This window comes from Rufibacter ruber (genome assembly GCF_001647275.1).
Classification (GTDB): Bacteria; Bacteroidota; Bacteroidia; order Cytophagales; family Hymenobacteraceae; genus Nibribacter; species Nibribacter ruber_C.
Window position 1 is genome coordinate 43,592 of the sequence record NZ_LRMM01000021.1, and the last position, 20,129, is coordinate 63,720.

13 protein-coding genes and 2 pseudogenes are annotated in these 20,129 nt (G+C 49.5%); 13 read left to right on the plus strand and 2 right to left on the minus strand.

The window, feature by feature from the left end:
• Window positions 1–10: 10 nt before the first annotated feature.
• The 3 genes from A8O25_RS10170 to A8O25_RS10180 all read left to right on the plus strand — a co-directional run bounded on the left by A8O25_RS10170 (window position 11) and on the right by A8O25_RS10180 (window position 3,472).
• Window positions 11–970 (plus strand): NAD-dependent epimerase/dehydratase family protein, encoded by a 960-nt coding sequence (locus A8O25_RS10170; protein WP_066834355.1) that lies wholly within the window; start codon window positions 11–13, stop codon window positions 968–970.
• A 3-nt stretch (window positions 971–973) separates the two neighbouring features.
• Window positions 974–2,212 carry a glycosyltransferase gene (locus A8O25_RS10175; RefSeq protein WP_066834357.1) on the plus strand — a complete coding sequence of 413 codons (1,239 nt, stop codon included), beginning with the start codon at window positions 974–976 and terminating at the stop codon, window positions 2,210–2,212.
• A gap of 192 nt (window positions 2,213–2,404) precedes the next feature.
• Window positions 2,405–3,472: a glycosyltransferase gene (locus tag A8O25_RS10180; RefSeq protein WP_066834359.1), complete on the plus strand. Its 1,068-nt coding sequence runs from the start codon at window positions 2,405–2,407 to the stop codon at window positions 3,470–3,472.
• Here the strand turns inward: A8O25_RS10180 and A8O25_RS10185 are convergent.
• Together A8O25_RS10185 and A8O25_RS10190 are read right to left on the minus strand one after the other, a co-directional pair.
• The gene (locus A8O25_RS10185) at window positions 3,424–4,701 is read right to left on the minus strand and encodes a hypothetical protein (RefSeq protein ID WP_161947734.1); all 1,278 of its coding nucleotides are present in this window, start codon (window positions 4,699–4,701) and stop codon (window positions 3,424–3,426) included. The two genes, A8O25_RS10180 and A8O25_RS10185, sit on opposite strands and share 49 nt — an antisense overlap.
• Window positions 4,702–4,813: 112 nt before the next feature.
• On the minus strand, window positions 4,814–6,097 hold the full coding sequence (locus tag A8O25_RS10190; protein WP_066834368.1) for a tetratricopeptide repeat protein: 1,284 nt from the start codon (window positions 6,095–6,097) through the stop codon (window positions 4,814–4,816).
• 212 nt (window positions 6,098–6,309) lie between these two features.
• Here A8O25_RS10190 and A8O25_RS10195 point away from each other — a divergent pair, with 212 nt between their 5' ends.
• The 10 genes and pseudogenes from A8O25_RS10195 (at window position 6,310) to A8O25_RS10250 (ending at window position 19,722) form a co-directional block, all read left to right on the plus strand.
• Window positions 6,310–7,224 (plus strand): M20/M25/M40 family metallo-hydrolase, encoded by a 915-nt coding sequence (locus A8O25_RS10195; RefSeq protein ID WP_066834372.1) that lies wholly within the window; start codon window positions 6,310–6,312, stop codon window positions 7,222–7,224.
• 321 nt (window positions 7,225–7,545) lie between these two features.
• Window positions 7,546–9,787, plus strand: a pseudogene (locus tag A8O25_RS10200) (sodium-translocating pyrophosphatase).
• A 457-nt stretch (window positions 9,788–10,244) separates the two neighbouring features.
• Window positions 10,245–10,784, plus strand: coding sequence for a hypoxanthine phosphoribosyltransferase (hpt, locus tag A8O25_RS10205; RefSeq protein WP_066834374.1), 540 nt, complete (start codon window positions 10,245–10,247; stop codon window positions 10,782–10,784).
• 129 nt (window positions 10,785–10,913) lie between these two features.
• Window positions 10,914–11,495: an adenylate kinase gene (locus A8O25_RS10210; RefSeq protein ID WP_066834376.1), complete on the plus strand. Its 582-nt coding sequence runs from the start codon at window positions 10,914–10,916 to the stop codon at window positions 11,493–11,495.
• A gap of 599 nt (window positions 11,496–12,094) precedes the next feature.
• A pseudogene (gene obgE, locus A8O25_RS10215) lies at window positions 12,095–13,089 on the plus strand (GTPase ObgE).
• Window positions 13,090–13,900: 811 nt separating this feature from the next.
• Window positions 13,901–14,491: a nucleotide exchange factor GrpE gene (locus tag A8O25_RS10225; RefSeq protein ID WP_066834380.1), complete on the plus strand. Its 591-nt coding sequence runs from the start codon at window positions 13,901–13,903 to the stop codon at window positions 14,489–14,491.
• Window positions 14,492–14,495: 4 nt separating this feature from the next.
• Window positions 14,496–15,650 carry a molecular chaperone DnaJ gene (gene dnaJ, locus A8O25_RS10230; RefSeq protein ID WP_066834382.1) on the plus strand — a complete coding sequence of 385 codons (1,155 nt, stop codon included), beginning with the start codon at window positions 14,496–14,498 and terminating at the stop codon, window positions 15,648–15,650.
• Window positions 15,651–16,310: 660 nt separating this feature from the next.
• On the plus strand, window positions 16,311–17,225 hold the full coding sequence (locus A8O25_RS10235) for an ABC transporter ATP-binding protein (RefSeq protein ID WP_066834456.1): 915 nt from the start codon (window positions 16,311–16,313) through the stop codon (window positions 17,223–17,225).
• Complete coding sequence (locus A8O25_RS10240; protein ID WP_066834383.1) at window positions 17,218–18,528, plus strand: ABC transporter permease; 1,311 nt, start codon at window positions 17,218–17,220, stop codon at window positions 18,526–18,528. The genes A8O25_RS10235 and A8O25_RS10240 overlap by 8 nt, the downstream gene beginning before the upstream one ends.
• A 315-nt stretch (window positions 18,529–18,843) precedes the next feature.
• Window positions 18,844–19,722 (plus strand): ChaN family lipoprotein, encoded by an 879-nt coding sequence (locus A8O25_RS10250; protein ID WP_066834390.1) that lies wholly within the window; start codon window positions 18,844–18,846, stop codon window positions 19,720–19,722.
• The last annotated feature ends 407 nt before the right edge of the window (window positions 19,723–20,129 follow it).

Here is a 20,129-nt window from a genome sequence, read left to right on the forward strand (position 1 = left end):
AAAGGTTTAAATGGCTAAGATATTGGTTACCGGTGCAGCCGGGTTTATTGGTTCAAATCTGGTTGAAAGACTGCTAGATTTAAAAAATGTGGTAATAGGGGTAGATAACTTTGATCCATTTTATTCAAGGGATATAAAACAGCAGAACCTTCAAGGTCTATTAAGGCATCCTGGCTTTTCTTTTTACGAATTTGATTTAGGAGAAGCTGGTAACATAGAAACCATTACTGAACCAATAGACATTGTAGTGCATTTGGCTGGGAAAGCTGGAGTAAGGCCTTCTATTGATGATCCAAATGGTTATATCAAAGCCAACATCACAGCCACAAATAATATCTTAGAATGGATGCAGAAACGGAATATTAAAAAGCTGGTCTTTGCATCTTCGTCTTCTGTGTATGGTAACAACAAGAAAGTACCTTTTGAAGAAACTGATTTGGTAGATAATCCAATTTCTCCTTACGCCTTCACCAAGAAAGCATGTGAATTATTGAATCACGTATATCACAGCTTATATAAAATGGATATCATCAATCTTCGCTTCTTTACTGTTTATGGTCCTCGTCAACGTCCAGATTTGGCAATCCATAAATTTGTGAAGATGATTGACAATAATATTCCTTTAACGGTTTATGGTGATGGAAGTACTGCAAGGGATTATACGTTTGTAGAGGACACTGTTTCTGGCATTATCAGTTCAATTGAATTTGTCTCCAGAAATATAAATGTATTTGAGGTGGTGAACTTAGGAAACAGCACGCCCGTCAAGCTGTTGGATTTGATTAATCATATCTACACCATCATGGACAAGGAGCCGCAAATTGAATACTTGCCTATGCAGCCCGGTGACGTCGACATCACATATGCCAGTATAGACAAGGCCACCAAATTAATAAATTATAATCCTCAAACTCCTATTGAGGCTGGTTTGAAGAAGTTTGTAGAGTGGTATAGAAGTCATAAGAAATAGAGAATGAGTAATTCTGATAGAATAAAGGTTCTGTACTTATCTTTAGACGGCATGACAGACCCACTAGGGCAGTCACAGGTAATAGCCTATCTAAAGCGAATTAGCGCTAAGAACGTTGAGTACGATATAGTGAGTTTCGAGAAACCAGATGTTTATCAGCAACGGAAAACTAGAATTGAAAAAGAGATAGCAGGTACCTCTATTACTTGGCACCCGTTAGAATATTCGAATAAATATTCCTTCTTATCTACTTATTTTCTTTTACAGAAAGGTTGGAAAAAAGTAGAGGAGCTGCACAAGATAAAGAATTTTGACATTGTACACTGCAGAGCCCAGCTGGTTGCTTCATTAGGCTGCAAATTGAAGGATAGGTATGGGGTTAAGTTTATCTTTGATATGCGTGGGTGGTGGACAGATGAAAAGTTTGAGAGTGGGGCTAGAAGCGGAGCTCTCTACCGGCCATTATATAAATATCTCAAAAATCAGGAGCAAAAATTTTTCAGAACTGCAGATACAGTGGTTTCCCTTACACATGTAGGTAAAGAAGAGATTGTAAGGCACCATTGGTCTACAGAGAGCACTGTTGGTGTCATTCCTACATGTGTAGATTTTGAAACGTTTCAGCCTTTTTCACAGGGAATTAGAAACGAGATAAGAGCCCAACTAGGAATTCCAGAAGATGCCTTTGTTTTGATCTATAGTGGGTCCTTGGGAGGTGCCTATAATGTGGGAGATATCCTCCGGATTTACAAGGTTCTGCAGAGTATTGAACCTGGTGCACAACTTTTGCTTTTGGCTAAAACAGTACAGGGCAACGTGAAAGAGGAGATAAATACATTTAATTTAACAGCTAAACATAAAGTTAAGATTACCTCTGCAGAGTATAAAGATGTACACAAATACTTGATGAGCGCTGATTTAGGGCTTATCTTATACGAAATGACTTATTCTGTAATTGGCCGCAGCCCTACTAAATTAGGCGAGTACTGGTCAAGCGGAATTCCAGTTTTATCTCCGGCCGGTATTGGTGATGTAGACTATATCATCAACCGGTTTCCCCATTCCGGAGCTTTAATAAAGCAGTTAAATTCAGATGGTTCTATCAAGGAGGCATTACAGTTTATTATGCAGGAGGCTGCTTCCAAAGATACTTTGCGTAATTATGCCGTCGAATATTATGACATCAACAATGGGGTCGATTTCTATTATAACATTTATACATCTTTAAAAGAGCAACGGTAAAGTGCCGCCTCTGGTAGTTTGAAGTAAGCAAAACTTTACTGGGCAGACATACTTTCGCTACTCATTAGTGCTGCAGAATAATTAGGTGAAGGTTTGGATACTACCGGTAATAGGAGAAATCTTCCTAGGATGTGTAGCTCCTTGGGTTTGTTGTTCTAGAATAAATAATTAAAGGTGGTGGAGAAGTAAGTTATGCCAACTATTCTTTTTGTGGTTCCATATCCTGAAGGAAAAGCTCCTTCACAGCGATTCAGGTTTGAGCAATATTTTTATATTTTAACTGAGGCAGGATATACTTTTACTATATCTTCTTTCATGGATTCAGCTACATGGGATATCCTTTATAAGCCAGGACATACGGTAAAGAAAGCTCTCGGAACAATAAAGGGGTTTTTAAAGCGGTTTTTTCTGCTGTTTTCAGTTTCAAAATACGATTACGTATTTGTTCACAGAGAGGCAACACCTGTAGGACCACCATTGTTTGAATGGGCGGTAGCAAAGGTATTTGGTAAAAAGATTATCTACGATTTTGATGATGCCATCTGGATACCTAATACCTCTGAAAATAATAAGATAGTAGCAGGTATAAAGTGGCATCAAAAAGCAGGGAATATTTGTCGTTGGGCTTATAAAGTAAGTTGTGGCAACTCCTTTTTGCAGGCATACGCACAACAGTTTAACCCAGCCGCGTTCGTCAATCCTACCACTATCAACACCTTAGGGCACCACAACAAAATAAAGGAGCAGAATACATCTGATGTTGTCATCGGGTGGACGGGTACTCACTCTACCATGAAATACTTGCTTCCTTTGATACCCGTTATAGAGCAGCTTGAACAGAAATATACCTTCACCTTCCTGATCATCTCTAATCAGGAACCGGATTTAAAATCTAGATCAGTACACTTCCTCCCTTGGCGTAAAGAAACCGAGATCTCTGACCTTCTTAAATTCAATGTTGGTGTTATGCCATTGGTTGATGACCCATGGGCTAAGGGAAAATGTGCGTTTAAGGCTTTGCAATATATGGCGTTAGGTATACCTGCTATTGTGTCACCTGTAGGTATGAACGTTGAGGTAGTAGATGAAGGAATAAATGGATTTATCTGCGATACTCCTGAACAGTGGTATTCTGCTCTGGAGAAAGTTATTCTGGATTCCCATCTTCGCTATACCTTGGGGCAGCAGGCACGGCTTAAAATAGAACAGAATTACGCCGTTACCGCAAACCGCCTTAATTTCTTAGGTCTCTTCAAATAAGCCTGCATAATGTAGAGGGCAGATAGGTAAAAAGGCATAAGCGGTATTTTATACCTCACTAAGGTGCCAAAGTTACCGCTGTTGGTTCCTACACCAAAAGCAAATACAAGTGAGAATACCATACAAAAGGTAAGTATAGGCTTGGTGCTTATAATCTTAATCATTTTAAAGAGGCCAATCTTTCTAATGATGACAAAAGTCAGATATATAAACATCATCGCCTCTAATGCACTCAAGGCCATAATAGGGCTTCTTACCTCCCAAATAAAAGGCCTGTATAAAGAAACAATAATAGCCTGGGGGGCAACGGCAATCATACTGCCTATAGAACCGTCAAAGGTACCAATATGGTATGCTGACCCAGAAGCTTGCTGCTCTGATAAGTACAAACTGTTTATTCTAGTTCTTTCTCCAATATTATCTAAATCATAATTCGCGTTACCTTCTGTTAAGGTTGTTGCACCAATCAAAGCAATACCAAAACCAAAGACTATAAAAATAGGTTTTAATATAAGACGGAGAGATTTATTTTTTATTCGGTTATTATTCTCAATGAATACCCAGAGGGCGGCTGGTGGTAAAAAAGATAATAAAATGTATACTTTTACAGAATATATGACATAAGCGGCAAAAAAGGAGATAATGATGTTTCTTAAAATATTTCTTTTTTCAACTAATGCTCCGTAAAAGCCATAAAAAAGCCATCCTAACGCACCAATGGTGAGAGTATCTTTCATTAAGCCTGAGCCCCAAAAGAAAACAGAAGGAATAAAAAATATCGCTATGGCAAATTCCTTGTATAAAGACGGATGAATCTTTATAAAGGTCTTGTACATGGCCCATATACCCGTAAAGCTAGACACAGCAAAAAGTAAAGAAATAACCGTATAGTTGCCAAAGCAAAGGAACCCAAACACTGTAGCTGCTCTCACTACAAAATATTCTGTGGATGATCTGTACCAATTCATTTTCTTTATGTATGGTAATAAATCTAGGATACGATTACCATCTCCAAAGAATAAACGAATACCGTCTGAAAATGAATTCTCAAATGCGCTCATAACTACTTTTGCATGATAAAAATATTCTGAAGTGTCTCCTCCTCCGTAGTAAAATTGAAAGATTAATCCAAAAGCTATAGAACCAATAATCTTAACTGTAAGTGCAGGAATAAAGTATCTTCTGATATTTTTAGTTTTTATAGAAGCTTTAAATCTAAAAGCTATCACATAAATGATAATAAGGTATATTGGTGTTAATAATAGGTCTGCTAGAGTAATATACATTTCTTAATTAAATTAACTTCAATTGAATTGATAAAATATTAAGAGTTTTATTCCTTTATTGGTCTCTTTTATTCTTCCTCAAATAAGCCCTCGCCTCTTTCTCTGAAGCAGACTTACTATCAGATAACTTGACCACGGTCTCATAGTACTGTTTCGCCTGCTTCACATTCTTCTCCTTGTCACTGATCCGGGCCAGGTTCACAAAGGAGGAGATGTAATACCCAGATTCTTTCTCCCCACTCTGCTCAGCAAAGCTAATACATTGTTGGTAATAAGCCTTGGCTTTAGCTAAATCCCGGGTGCGGTGCTGGTGAATGTAGCCTAAAAAGAAGCTGGCGTAGCGGCCACTGATGGCTTCGTACCCAAATACCTTCTGGTTGATCTTCTCCAGAATTTGCAAGGATAGCTGCTCTGCCACCCCAAAGTTGCCTTCAGAAAACGCCATGCGGGCGTAAAACCGCTGAAAGTAGGGGTTGTCTGGGTAGGTGCTGGCCAGGTATTGGGACAAGGCCATGGCCGCCGACCCGTTTCTGGAGTCATTGGCATAAATCTTCATCAGAAAAAACTTGGCCTCTGTGCCGGTGTAAAACCCGTTAAAGGCCACTTGCTGCAGCTGCTGCAGGCCTAATTTCTTATTGCCTTTGGGGAAGAAGAAGAGAACCGGCCGCAGCAGCGGATAATGCTCATGAATCCAGACGGCGTAGTAGTTGAAAAGTGCCTCGCCAAAAAGAAACTCATCACTCAGGCCGTTGGCTTTGCGGCTTTTCTGCAGGTATTCCAGGGCTTCTTTGCTCATAATGGCGGCCTTGCGCCAGTTCTTGCGCTCAGAGTGCAGGCGGGCGCCAAAGCCGTTGGCCGCCGACAAAAAGAAAGCGGCCTCTAAATTCTTGTTGTCTTTGTCATAAAGGTCTTCGGCCAGGGTAATGGTGGTGTCCATGTACGCCAGAAAGACCTCGTCAAAGCGGGTGTCATTGATGTTAGAGGGCACCATTTTCCACCAGTTGCTCAGCCCCAGCAGAAAGTACGGCATGGGGTGGCTGGGGTAGCGTCTGCGCAATGATTTGAACTGCCGCTCCGCCTTCTCAAACTTGAAGTTGTACATGTTGTCCACCGCGCCGCTCAGCTCATCCATGATGGTTTCATTGAGCAGAAGCCAGCCTTTTATGTTCAGTGCCTGCGGAACAATCTCAACCGAGTCCAGCAGAATACTGGCCTGCAAAGAGTCCAGCAGTTTCTGGTCAATCTGTTTGGTAGAATCCTGTCTGGTGGAGTCAGGCACCTGGGCTTTCGCATGAAAGAAACCTAAGAGCAGGAGGAGCAGGAAAAGGGTCTTTTTCATTAACTTCATTAAAACTGCCTGAGCCGCGTTATCTGGTTGTAAGTATGGGTGAACGCGCGGCCGGTGGTCGCCCACACAACAAGCGTTGCCCAAAGTAGGTTTCAATTTACGTACTAATACGTATGCCGTTTTCGGCCTGTTTTTACAAAAGTAGCCCCAAAACGCACAGTTCTTCCCAAAAGAAATCCCTTACTTTGAAAAAACGAACAACTATGGAATTATTGCACCAGCTCTGCCAGATACATGCGCCGTCAGGCAATGAGGTGAAGATGAAAGAGTTTCTGCTCCACCATGTGCAGGAGCAGCAGGCGCGCTGGAAAGCCCGGCCCCAAATCCTTCACGGCAAAGGGTTTCAGGACTGTCTGCTGCTAGTCTTCGGGGAACCCCGCACGGTCATCTTTGCCCACATGGACTCCATTGGCTTTATGGTACGGTACGGCAAACAACTGATAAAGATTGGCGGCCCCGTGGCCGAAGCCGGGTATACGCTGGTGGGCGAAGACAGCCAGGGCAAGATTGAGTGCACACTGGAGGTAGACGAAGAAGAGCACGAGCTGCGCTACCACTTTGAGCGGGAGATTGAGCGGGGCACCGAGCTGGTTTTTAAATGTGATTTCCGGGAGACTGAAGACACCGTACAAAGCTGTTACCTGGACAACCGCTTGGGCGTCTGGAGCGCCCTGCAGGTGGCCCAGACACTGGAAAACGGCATTATCGCCTTCGGGTGCTGGGAAGAGACGGGCGGCGGCTCAGTGGGCTATCTGGCCAAATACATTTATGAGACGTATGGCGTCACACAAGCCCTCATCTCTGATATTACGTGGGTCACCGAGGGGGTGCGTGCCGGCGAAGGCGTGGCCATCTCGCTGCGCGATTCTTTGATTCCGCGCCGGAGCTTTGTGCAGAAGATCATCCAACTGGCCAGAGAGGCGAATATTCCGCACCAGATAGAGGTGGAGAGCGTCGGCGGGTCAGACGGTAAGGAGCTGCACTACGGCCCAATTCCCTGGGACTGGTGCTTTATTGGCGCGCCCGAAGACAATGTGCATTCCCCAGACGAGCTGGTGCACAAAAAAGACATATACGCCATGGTAGACCTCTATAAACACCTGATGCAGAAACTGTAGAAGAAGCCGTATAGAATATAAAACCTATTTGTTTTTTTGCGGAGAAACCTTAGCTTGCACAACAGACCTAGGTAAGGTCTAAGAGTTAAATTCAGTTTTATTCCTGCTAATGATTTGATTTTTATTTTGATCTAAGGCAGCCTTAAAGCCACCCGTTTTTGGCCTGTTTTCTGAAAAAACAGCAAAAACACACAGCAGAGATTATACATCTGTGTAACGGCAACCGGGCGAAAGAGAAGTAGAGGGTTAGGCCATTGGCAGGGCAGAAGTAGCTTACGAGTACGCTTACAACCGTTCAACTAACAAACAAACCGTTACTCTATGCAGACAATTCTCTACGCCATTCCCGCTTTTGGGCTGGTAGCCTTGTTGTACACCGCCATCAAATCAGCGTGGGTCACCAAACAAGATGCCGGTGATGAAAAAATGAGCACCATTGCCCGGTACATTGCGGAGGGGGCCATGGCCTTCCTGAAGGCAGAATACAAGGTGCTCACCTACTTTGCCATCATCGCCTCCATTTTTCTTTTCTATTTAGGGTACGTAGGGGAGAAGTCCTCACCTATAATTGTCGGCGCTTTCCTGATTGGTTGTATCTTTTCGGCCCTGGCCGGGTTCATAGGCATGCGCATTGCCACCAAAGCCAACGTGCGCACCGCCCAGGCTGCTAAAACCAGCTTGTCCAGAGCCTTGAATGTGTCGTTTACCGGCGGCGCGGTCATGGGCATGGGCGTGGCGGGTTTGGCCGTGCTGGGCCTTGGCTCCCTGTTCATTGCCTTCTACTACTGGTTTGTGCAGCGCTCAGGCGCAGCGCCAGCAGTGAGGAGATGGAGATTGCGCTGGAAGTGCTCACCGGTTTCTCGCTGGGTGCGGAAAGCATTGCCCTCTTCGCCCGGGTGGGCGGCGGGATCTACACCAAAGCCGCCGACGTGGGCGCTGACCTGGTGGGGAAAGTAGAAGCCGGAATCCCCGAAGACGACCCCCGCAACCCCGCCACCATCGCTGACAACGTAGGAGACAACGTGGGCGACGTGGCCGGGATGGGCGCTGACTTGTTCGGCTCGTACGTGGCTACCATCTTAGCCACCATGGTGCTGGGCCGTGAAATCACCGTGACAGACAACTTTGGCGGCTTGTCGCCCATCATTCTGCCCATGCTCATTGCGGGTCTAGGCATTATCTTCTCCATGATAGGCACGCTGTTCGTGCGCGTGAGCGAAGGCGGAAACGTGCAGGCGGCCCTGAACATGGGCAACTGGTCTTCAGTGGCTTTGACGGCCATTGCCTCTTACTTTGTGATTGACTGGCTCATGCCCGAGACCCTGAACCTGCGCGGCTATGAGTTTACCTCCATGGGCATTTTCTGGGCGGTCATTATTGGTCTCATTGTGGGTACGCTCATCTCTATCATCACTGAGTACTACACCGCCATGGGCAAGAAGCCAGTGATGTCCATTGTGCAGCAATCCTCTACGGGGGCGGCTACCAACATCATCTCTGGCTTAAGCGTGGGCATGATGAGCACGGCCCTACCCATTATTGTTTTGGCGGCCGGAATTGTATTCTCGTATTCGGTGGCGGGGCTTTACGGGGTGGCCATTGCCGCCGCCGGTATGATGGCTACCACCGCCATGCAGCTGGCCATTGACGCCTTTGGGCCCATAGCCGACAACGCCGGGGGTATTGCCGAAATGAGCGAACTGCCCAAAGAGGTGCGCGAACGCACTGATATTCTGGACGCTGTTGGCAATACCACCGCCGCCACGGGCAAAGGCTTTGCCATTGCCTCGGCGGCCTTGACGTCGCTGGCCTTGTTTGCGGCGTTTGTGGGTATCTCGGGTATCAGCACCATTGACTTGTACAAAGCGCCGGTGTTGGCAGGTTTGTTCATTGGCGGCATGATTCCGTTCGTGTTTTCGGCCTTGGCCATTAGTGCGGTGGGCCGGGCGGCCATGGCCATGGTGCAAGAAGTACGCCGTCAGTTCCGGGAGATTCCGGGCATTATGGAAGGTACGGGCAAGCCCGAATACGACAAATGCGTGGCCATCTCTACCAAAGCGGCCATCAGGGAAATGATGTTGCCCGGTGCCATTGCCTTGATAGTGCCGCTGATCATTGGCTTCGGGTTGAGAGGCGTTTTTGAGGAGGTGTCCAGCGCTGAGATTCTGGGCGGCGTTTTGGCGGGTGTGACCGTGGCCGGCGTGCTCATGGCCATTTTCCAGTCAAACGCGGCGGGGCCTGGGACAACGCCAAAAAGTCATTTGAGAAAGGCGTGATGATCAACGGCGTGATGGAGTACAAAGGCTCAGAGCCGCATAAAGCTTCGGTAACCGGAGACACCGTGGGTGACCCCTTCAAAGATACCTCCGGCCCGTCTATGAACATCTTGATTAAACTGATGTCTATTGTGTCACTGGTGATTGCCCCGCACATTGCGGTACGCGAAACGCCGCCACCGGCCCCTGAAACCCGTCCTGATTTGGAAGGTGCTATTCAGCGGGTGGAGAAAGCTGCGCCAGCGGCCACTGCCCAGTACCCGGTCCCTGCTAAGCAGGTGAATTAGTAGCTTTTACCAGCAGCACGTTCCGTTTTCGGCCTGTTTTTCCAAAAACAGACTGAAAACGGAACGTGCTTTTTTGTACAAATCAATTTAAGCAATCTCTTTCATGGCGCAAGGGTCCGCTTGTGCCCGTACGCATTGCCTTAACTCAAACCTGTAAGACTTCCAAAACCTCACAGGTTTTCCGTTTCTGGGCTATTTTTTCCAAAACAGGCTGAAAACAGATTTCCGGAAAATTAGGAGTTATTCCAATAAGTAAATCTTGATGAAGTTAATAAAGAAATGCGTGGACACAAGCGGACGCTTGCGCCATGAATCTGAGAAAAGAAAATAGTTAAGCTTATGGCAAACAGCCAGCCAAACCGTCGGCCTTTTTGGACCTGCCACGGCAGAAAAGGCCTTTTTACTTTTATTTTCCCCCTCTATTCCCCAAATTTGATGCTCCCTACTTAAACAACCCATGCACCACCCACCGGTAACCATTCACGACAAGCAGTTCAGTATCTATCTTCCAGAGCGTAAAATCCTACACAGCGTAGAGATTGTGGCCGCCCGCCTCAGCCATGACTACCGCGGCAAGCGGCCGTTGTTCCTGGCGGTGCTGAACGGCTCGTTCATGTTTGCCGCAGACTTGATGAAAGAGATGAGCACGCCCTGTGAGATTTCGTTCATCAGGCTGGCCTCTTACACAGACATGCAGAGCACCGGCAGCGTGAAAGAAATCATGGGCCTGAACGAAGACATCAAAGACCGGCACGTGGTGGTGTTGGAAGACATTGTAGACACCGGCCATACCGTGGCGGCGCTGCTGCCGCAGCTGCGCCAGCAAGGTCCAGCCTCGCTGGAGGTGGCCACCCTGCTGATCAAACCAGAGAGCCTGCAGCACAACCTCGTGATCAAGTACCCGGCCATGTCTATTGCCAATGACTTTGTGGTGGGCTACGGTCTGGACTACAACGGCCTGGGCCGAAACCTGCGGGATATCTACAAGGTGATGTAGTTTCTGTTTTGGAGCTGTTTTCTGGAAACCAGCCCCAAAACAGGAGTAGACGGCGCAACCTTGTGCCCTGAAAAACTGGGGTTTCCAAGATTTTCTTCTTACTTTTGTCATCTCACAATTCAAATACCCATGCTGAATATCGTACTCTTCGGTCCTCCGGGCGCAGGCAAAGGCACGCAAAGCCAGAAACTGATACAGAAATACGGACTCATTCACCTCTCTACCGGTGATTTGTTACGCTCTGAGATTGCCCAGGGAACCGAGTTAGGACTCAAGGCGAAAGGTCTTATGGATGCTGGTTTGCTGGTACCCGATGAGGTGGTGATTGGCATGATTGAGTCTAAGCTGGCCCAGAACCCCAACGCCGCCGGTTTCATTTTTGACGGCTTCCCGCGCACCGTGCCCCAGGCCGAGGCGCTGGACCAACTGCTCCAAAAGTACGACCAGGGCATTAGCTGCATGGTAGCCCTTGAGGTGCCAGAAGAAGAATTGGTGAAACGCCTCTTGCTGCGCGGCCAGACCTCCGGTAGACCAGATGACGCCGATGAGGTTTTGATTCAGAAGCGCGTGGTGGAGTATAATACCAAAACTGCTCCCGTGGCCAACTACTACGCCCAGCAGAACAAATTCTACGCCATCAACGGCATTGGCGAGATTGATGAAATCTTCAACAAAAGCTGCGAAGTGATTGAAGCTTGCCAGGCGGTTTAAGCAGCCTGGCACCATATAAAACCACAGAAACCATCTGATAAGAAATTGTCAGATGGTTTTTAGTTCCTGAGCGAATCTTCCTGCCCCGCAGGGTGTTATGGGCTTCTGTAGGGGAAACGCATAAACCTAAAATGACCTCCGCAAAGCGGAAATCTGGTTCTGGAAGGATTGGGTTGGGTTTTTACTGAGGTGTTTTCACCAACTCTGCTGTTCGGGAGTTGCAATCCCGAACTAAGTACTTGCGGAGTTGAGATCCGCGGCGCGTGCTGATTAAAATTGCAATAACGGGAATTGCAACGCCCCAGAATATTGACTTCCGGATTACAAATCCGGAAGAGCAGAGAGAACAGAGGCAGACGGAAACACAGAGCAGTGAGAAAAAGCAATTTCCGTCAGTGGCGGAGCAACATCATCCGCAATGCGGAAGGAAAATTCCCCTCCTTGGAGGGGTAGGTTCACGTTTCATGAGCTAACTCCTTGATAGGAACAAACCCGTTTTTGGCCTCTTTTTCAGAAAACAGGTCAAAAACAGAACGTTAAAAGAAGGGCCTTCGGCGTGCGCCGAAACCAGTCACACACAAGAATTTAAGAGACCAGCTGTGTCAACATCAAACTTTATAGATTACGTTAAAATCTGCTGCCGCTCCGGCCACGGCGGAGGCGGCTCTGCCCACCTGCACCGCGACAAGAAAACGGCCAAAGGCGGCCCAGACGGCGGCGACGGCGGCCGCGGCGGCCACATCATCCTGAAAGGCAACGCCCAGCTCTGGACGCTCCTGCACCTGCAGTACCAGAAGCACGTGATTGCCGAGAACGGCGGCAACGGCGGACCCAGCCACTCCAGCGGCGCCTTCGGGAAGGACATCATTCTGGAGGTTCCCATCGGCACCATCGCCCGTGACGCCGAGACCGGTGAAATAAAAGCAGAAATCACGCAAGACGGCCAAACCGAAATCATCACGCCTGGCGGGCGTGGCGGCTTGGGCAACGCCCATTTCAAGTCGCCCACGAACCAGACGCCCATGTACGCCCAACCCGGCGAGCCCGGCCTGGAGGAATGGACTGTTCTGGAGCTGAAACTGCTCGCAGATGTGGGTCTGGTAGGGTTCCCTAACGCCGGTAAATCCACGCTGCTGTCGGTGGTTTCGGCCGCGCGGCGAAGATTGCCAACTACCCGTTCACCACGCTGGTGCCTAACCTGGGCGTAGTGGCGTACCGCGACTACAAGTCATTTGTAATGGCAGACATTCCCGGTATTATTGAGGGCGCGTCTGAAGGCAAAGGGTTGGGCATCAGGTTCTTGAAACACATTGAGCGCAACTCCATTCTGCTGTTCATGATTTCGGTGGAGAGCCCAGACATTGCCGCCGAGTACGAGATTCTGGTGAACGAACTGCGCACCTACAACCCCGAGCTGCTGCACAAACAGCGCCTGCTGGCCATCACCAAAACAGATTTGATTGATGACGAGCTGGAGGCCGAAATGCGCGAGACGTTGCCCAAGGATTTGTCCACGGTGTTCATCTCCAGCATGACCAACAAGAACATCACCCAACTCAAAGACATGATCTGGAAAGCGCTGAACACCGCGTAAAGACCTCACCCCCGGCCCCTCTCCCGTGGAGAGGGGAGGTTTCTGTTTTGGGGCTGTTTTTCTGAAATCAGCCCCAAAACGGAAAAGCCCTCCTTCAAGTTTGAGCGCAGCGGTAACTTGGAGGGAGTATGACTGCCAGTTTCAACTGGCGGAAGTAGGGATTGGGGAATGTAAGTCGCCAGTTGAAAACTGGCATCACCCTTAGCCACAAGTTACGCTGTCGCTAAACTTGCGGCAGCAAAATTACCCTAGGAGAAACGCGGTAAATTAGTTTTGGGCCTGTTTTCACCAAAACAGGCCCAAAACAGGAAAGCGGCATTCCCTCTCCCTGGAGGGTGAGGGGGCAGCAGTAGTTCTTGGGTAAAAAAGAAACGAGAACTGAAGCCCTTGTCTCTGCTTTGCTTGTGCATTTGCAACTTGAACCTGATTATTACCCTCATCCTAACCTTCTCCCAAAGAGAGAAGGAACTCCGCAGTAGACGGTTGGCAAGTACTTCTTTCAGGTTTAAGCACATGGGTAACTTGAGGGGGAAATGATTGGCAGTTTTAACTGGCATAACCCGCGGCAGCGGAAAAAGGAAGTTTCTATTTGCGTTTTGGGGCTATTTTCAGAAAAACAGCCCCAAAACCAAAACTCCCCTCTCCGTGGGAGAGGGGCCGGGGGTGAGGTCTCTGTCAGTCCTGTCATTCGCAAGGGGCGGAGAATTTGCCCGAAAATGCCACTTTGGCATAAAAGCCGGTTTGGCAAAATTGTTGCCAAGAATGAGGCACGAGTTAGAAGCATCAACATCTGAAAAGAGTAAAAAGATATATGAGTACCACAGCTGAACAAAATACTCCGGAACAAGAGAATTTACAGCCTGAGAACCAGGAGGCAACCGAGCAAACCGCCTCTGAGCAACCGGCGGCCGGGCAGGCAGAAGGACAGGGCGAGGAAACAGAAGGCGAAACTAAAACTTCTGAAAACGGCTCTGCCGAACTGGACGAGTTGCGGGACAAATACCTTCGGCTGCAGGCCGAGTTTGACAACTTCAGACGCCGCACCTCTAAAGAGCGCCTGGAACTGTTCAAGACCGCCAACCAGGAGCTGATGGTGGCCCTGATTCCGGTGCTGGACGATTTGGAGCGTGCGCAGGCGGCCATGAAAGACGCGCAAGACGTGAACGCGGTGCGCGAAGGCGTGGAGCTGATTTTCAACAAGTTCCAGAGCCTGTTGCAGCATAAGGGGCTGAAGGCCATGGAGGCCGTTGGCCAACCGTTTGACGCCGATGTGCACGAGGCCATCACGCAGATTCCGGCTCCAAGTGAAGACATGAAGGGAAAAGTGATTGACCAAGTAGAGAAAGGATATTACCTCAATGACAAAGTGGTTCGCTTTGCCAAAGTGGTGATTGGAGCATAAGACCATGGCAACCAAAAGAGACTATTACGAAATACTGGGCGTAGCCAAAGGGGCCTCGCAGGACGAGATAAAGAAGGCGTACCGCAAAATCGCCATCAAGTATCACCCTGACAAGAACCCAGACGACCCATCCGCCGAGGACAAGTTCAAGGAAGCCGCAGAGGCCTACGAGGTTCTGAGCGACGAGCAGAAGCGCCAGCGCTACGACCAGTTCGGGCACCAGGGCGTGAACGGCGGCGGCTTCGGTGGCGGTGGCGGCATGAACATGGAAGACATCTTCTCCCAGTTCGGTGACATCTTCGGCGGCGGAGGCGGCGGTTTTGAAAGCTTCTTCGGGGGTGGAGGCCAGCGCGGCGGCAAACGCATGCGCAAAGGCAGTAACCTGCGCATTAAGCTCAAACTCAACCTGGAGGAAGTCGCCAAAGGCGTTGAGAAGAAAATCAAAGTGAAGCGCTACGAGTCTTGCCAGGTCTGCGACGGTAACGGTTCTAAGAACGGGTCTTCTTTGCAAACTTGCGGTACCTGTCAGGGCCAGGGCCAGGTGAAACGCGTGGTGAACACTATGCTGGGCCAAATGGTCTCCAGCAGCACCTGCCCTACCTGCCACGGCGAAGGCAAGATGGTGACTCAGAAATGCGACGCCTGCCACGGTGAAGGCCGTCAGCTGCGCGAGGAGGTCATCTCTATCAACGTGCCCGCCGGCGTAGCCGATGGCATGCAGCTTTCCATGAGCGGCAAAGGCAACGTACCGGAGCGCGGCGGAATCCCAGGTGACTTGCTCATTCAGATTGAAGAGGAACACCACCCAACCCTTCGCCGCGACGGCAACAACGTCATGTTTGAGCAGTACGTGAGCTTTGTAGACGCTACGTTAGGTGCTAGTGTGGAGGTGCCAACCATTGAAGGCAAGGTGAAAATCAAGATTGACCCCGGCACCCAGTCCGGTAAAATCCTGCGCCTGCGCGGAAAAGGAATTCCAGACATCAACGGTTACGGCCGCGGTGACCAACTCATTCACATCAACGTCTGGACGCCTAAGAACGTGAACGCCGAGGAACGCCAAATCTTGGAAAGACTGCGTGATTCCCAGAATTTCACGCCCAACCCCGGCAAGAACGAGAAAGGCTTCTTCGAGAAAATGAAGGAGTACTTTCAATAAGGAGTTAAACTGAGAGTTCTGAGTCTTGAGTCCAGAGTTCTGAGATTAGATAAATCTGAAAATGCCTGATTTCCGAGAAGGAAGTCAGGCATTTCTGTTTTAGTTTAATCAACATGTAGCGTCGTTACCCTGTAACGACGTGGCTCTATGAAACACTATCTTCTCTGTTTGCCCTAATTGTGCCACACAGCTGGTCCTACTTTTGCAGGTCAGGTTCACAAGAATGGGCACTTTTACTGCTGCGAGGAACTGCGTCGTTACAGGGTAACGACGCTACATGTCTGTTTATAACCAGGCCGAAACACAAAACCGTCCACTCCAAAGACCTCGTAGCGTCCGGAGGACCTGCGAGCGTCTATGCCAACGGCCGCCGTTACCTAACTAATTTCCCTGCCGCAAGTTTAGCGCTAGCGTAACTTGTGGTTTATGATACGGCCAGTTTTCAACTGGCGATTTGCATTCATAGAAATCCAATTCCGCCAGTTACAAACTGGTGACCATATTCCCTGCCAAGTTACCGCTGCGCTCAAACATGAAGGAGCCAGGCCTTTCCGTTTTCGGCCTGTTTTCCCAAAAGCAGGCCAAAAACGCAACAACACCAGTTTGCACGGGCAAAGTCTTTCGCGTAGCTTTATCCAACGCAAACTAACTGTGAAACCCTTGCCACCAATTCTGCAAATACAAGGCGTAAGCAAACGCTATGAGGCGCACCAGGCCCTGAACCAAGTCTCGTTTGACGTGCCCAAAGGCAGCATCTTCGGGCTGCTGGGACCCAACGGCGCGGGCAAGACCTCGCTCATCAGAATCATCACCCAAATCACCGGTCCGGACGAGGGGCAGGTGCTGTTTGAGGGACAGCCGCTGCAACCCAACCACGTGAAACAGATTGGCTATTTGCCTGAGGAGCGCGGTCTGTACAAGAAGATGAAAGTAGGCGAGCAGCTCCTGTATCTGGCCCGCCTGCGCGGATTGACCAAGGAGGAGGCCACCGTGAAAATAAAGGCCTGGGCCGACCGGCTGGATTTGAAAACCTGGCTCAACAAGAACGTGGAAGACCTGTCAAAAGGCATGCAGCAGAAAGTGCAGTTTATCTCCTGCGTGCTGCATGAGCCCAAACTGCTGATTCTGGACGAACCTTTTTCGGGGTTTGACCCGGTGAATGCCAACATCATCAAAGATGAAATCCTGAAACTACGGGAGCAGGGCTGCACCATTATTTTCTCCACGCACAGAATGGAATCTGTGGAGCAGCTGTGTGATGACATTGTGCTGATTAACCGGTCGCAGATTGTGCTGTCAGGGAGCGTGAAAGAGGTGCGGGCGCGGTTTCGGGCGCAGACCTACCACGTAGAAGGGCTGGGGAAACTGCTCATCACCTCGCCAGATTTCAAGGTGCTGCAGCAAACCCAGCAGGGCAACGAGTTTAAAGCTGAAATCCAATTGGAGAACAACACCGGCCCCAATGATTTGCTCCGGTACCTGATTGAGCGCGTAGAGGTGCACCTGCTGCAGGAGAAAGTGCCCAGCATTCATGACATTTTTGTACAGACCGTAACCCAACCCACCCATGGATAAGATTTGGCTAGTGTTTCAGCGCGAGTACCTGGTGCGCGTGCGCAAGAAAAGCTTCATTGTCATGACCATTCTGGGGCCGCTGCTCATGGCGTTGGTCATGGTGGTGCCCATTGGCATTATGATGATGTCTGATGACACCAAAACCATTCAGGTGCTGGATGAGAGCGGTTTTCTGGCCGGTAAATTCACGTCTACAGACGAATTCAAATATGTAACCGTGGGCGGCCCCCTGGAAAAGGCCAAGGCCGACTATCTTAAAACCGAAGACGCGGCGCTGCTCTATATTCCCAAGCTGGACTTAGATAAACCCGAAGGCATTCAGCTCTTCTCCCAGAAAAGCGCGAGCATCACGGTTATCTCCTCTCTGGAGAAACAGGTAAAGCAGGAGATTGAGGCCATCAAATTCAATAAATCAGGCATCAATCAGCAGGTACTGGACCAAATCAAAACCAAGGTCAACATCAGAACCGTGAACCTGAGCGCCGAAGGCGAGAGGAGCAGCAACGCGGGCGTGACCTCCATTGCCGGTTTTATAGGGGCGTTCCTGATTTACCTCTTCATCTTCCTGTACGGTGCCCAAATCATGCGCGGGGTCATTGAAGAGAAAACCAGCCGAATTCTGGAGGTGATGGTGTCTTCAGTGAAACCGTTCCAGCTCATGGCGGGCAAAATCATGGGCATTGCGGCAGTGGGTCTCACGCAGTTCCTGCTCTGGATTGTGCTTACCTCTGCTATTTATGTGGGCGTGTCTTCTGCGTTTGACCTGGAGCGCTTTTCCCAAGACCGCTTCTCGCAAACCATGCAGACCATGCAAAACCCGCAAGATATGTCGCAGGCGCAGGAGGTACATGACATCATGAGCGGGTTAGAGAGCCTGAACGTGCCTTTGCTGGTGGGCGGCTTCCTGTTCTATTTCCTGGGCGGTTACTTGCTGTACGGTGCGTTGTTCGGGGCCGTGGGCGCGGCCGTTGACTCTGAAACCGACAGCCAGCAGTTCATGCTGCCCATCACCATTCCGCTCATTCTGTCGTTTGTGGTGGCGCAGACCATCATCATGAAAGACCCCAACGGCGCGGTAGCCTTCTGGATGTCCATGATTCCGTTCACCTCGCCGGTGGTCATGATGCTGCGGCTTCCGTTTGGCGTGCCGGCCTGGGAACTGGCGTTGTCTATGTTTCTGCTGGTAGCAGGTTTTATTGGTACCATCTGGGTGGCGGCCCGCATCTACCGCGTGGGTATACTCATGTACGGCAAGAAGATTACCTATAAGGAACTGTCTAGGTGGTTGTTCTATAAAGGCTAATGCAGTGGTTCTATGGCTGGGTTCTTAAAAACGAAGTGGTGCAAATATCTCCTTGTGCTCCTGTTCCTAGCATCATGTATTGAAGCCTTTGCTTATGTGAATGTACTGGTTAGCCTCAAATATGAAACGGATGCCCCCGCAGCATGTATATCCAACGTGACGGGTCAGGATTTATGCAGACAATTGAATAGAAGTAAAGCTGTTGCTCTCTCTGCGTTTGCCTCTGCCGTTATCCTGCTGTTTCTCAGATTTAGAAGCTTCTAAGCCTACTTACTTTCTGTTTTTCGCCTCTTTTCCGGAAAACTGCTCCAAAACATGAAGAAGATATTTTCGGCCTTGGCCGCGTTCATCCTTTTAAGCTCTTTTACCATGGACAAACCTGCTTACCGCCTTTTCACCGGCTCTGGCAAAGTGATAGACTACGGGAAGATGCTCAAAGAACTGGCTGCCGCCGATGTGGTGTTTTTTGGGGAACAGCACAACGACCCCATTGCCCATTGGCTTCAGCTGGAGCTGGCCAAAGACCTCTACCAGCAGCACGGCCGGCAGCTCGTGCTAGGCACTGAAATGTGGGAAGCCGACACCCAGGCTGCGGTTGATTCCTTTCTGCTGGGCCTGGTTGATGAGCCTTCCTTCACCCAAACCAGCCGCGCCTGGCCCAATTTTGCCACTGATTACAAGCCGGTGCTGCTTTTCGCCAAAGCGAAAGGGCTACAAGTAATTGCTACCAACGCGCCCCGCCGTTCTGCCCGCATAGTGGCCAAAGAAAGCCTGCAGGGTTTAGACGCGCTGCCGCCCTCTGAAAAACAATGGCTGCCTTTGCTCCCCATTACGGTTGACCTGGAACTGCCGGCCTACAAGCGCATGCTCAGCATGTTTGGCAGTGACACCCACGGCGCCTCGGCGGCGGGCTCAACTAAAATAGTGGAAGCCCAGGCTCTGAAAGATGCCACCATGGCCCATTTTATCAGCAAGAACCTGAAAACAGGGCAGCACCTGCTCCACCTCAACGGCGCCTACCACTCAGACCACCACGAAGGCATTCTCTGGTATCTGAAGCGCCTTCGGCCCGAATTGAAAATCAAGACCGTCACCACCGTTCTGCAGCCGCAACTGGAGAAGCTGGAAAAAGAGCACCTGCAGCGGGCAGATGTGGTGTTAGCCGTGCCCGAAACCATGACAAGGACGTATTAGTTTTTCTTTAGAGCCAACTGCCCAGGTTCTGTTTTCGGGCAGTTTTGGAAAAAATAGCCCGGAAACAGAAGTTGGTAGAGACGCTCGCAGGTCCTCCGGACGCTACGAGGTCTTTTGAGCGGCAGTATTGCAGTGGCAGGCGTATGTAACCCACCCCTACCCCTCCCGGGAGGGGAGTATCAGACCTGCGTGGAGCAAGTGGCGGGTTAAAGTCCCTCTGGCATGCGTGGACCGGCAGGTGTCAACATCCCCCTTCGCCCCCTTCAAAGGGGGAGTAACAAAGTTAGTCCTGAGTTATGAGTCTTGAGTTCTGAGTCTCTTCTTTGCCCCCTTAAGGATTCAATACGCACGAAGCAGCAATGCCTGGTTTCGCCGCCCCGCCGCGAGAGCAGCCAGAGACCGCCCTC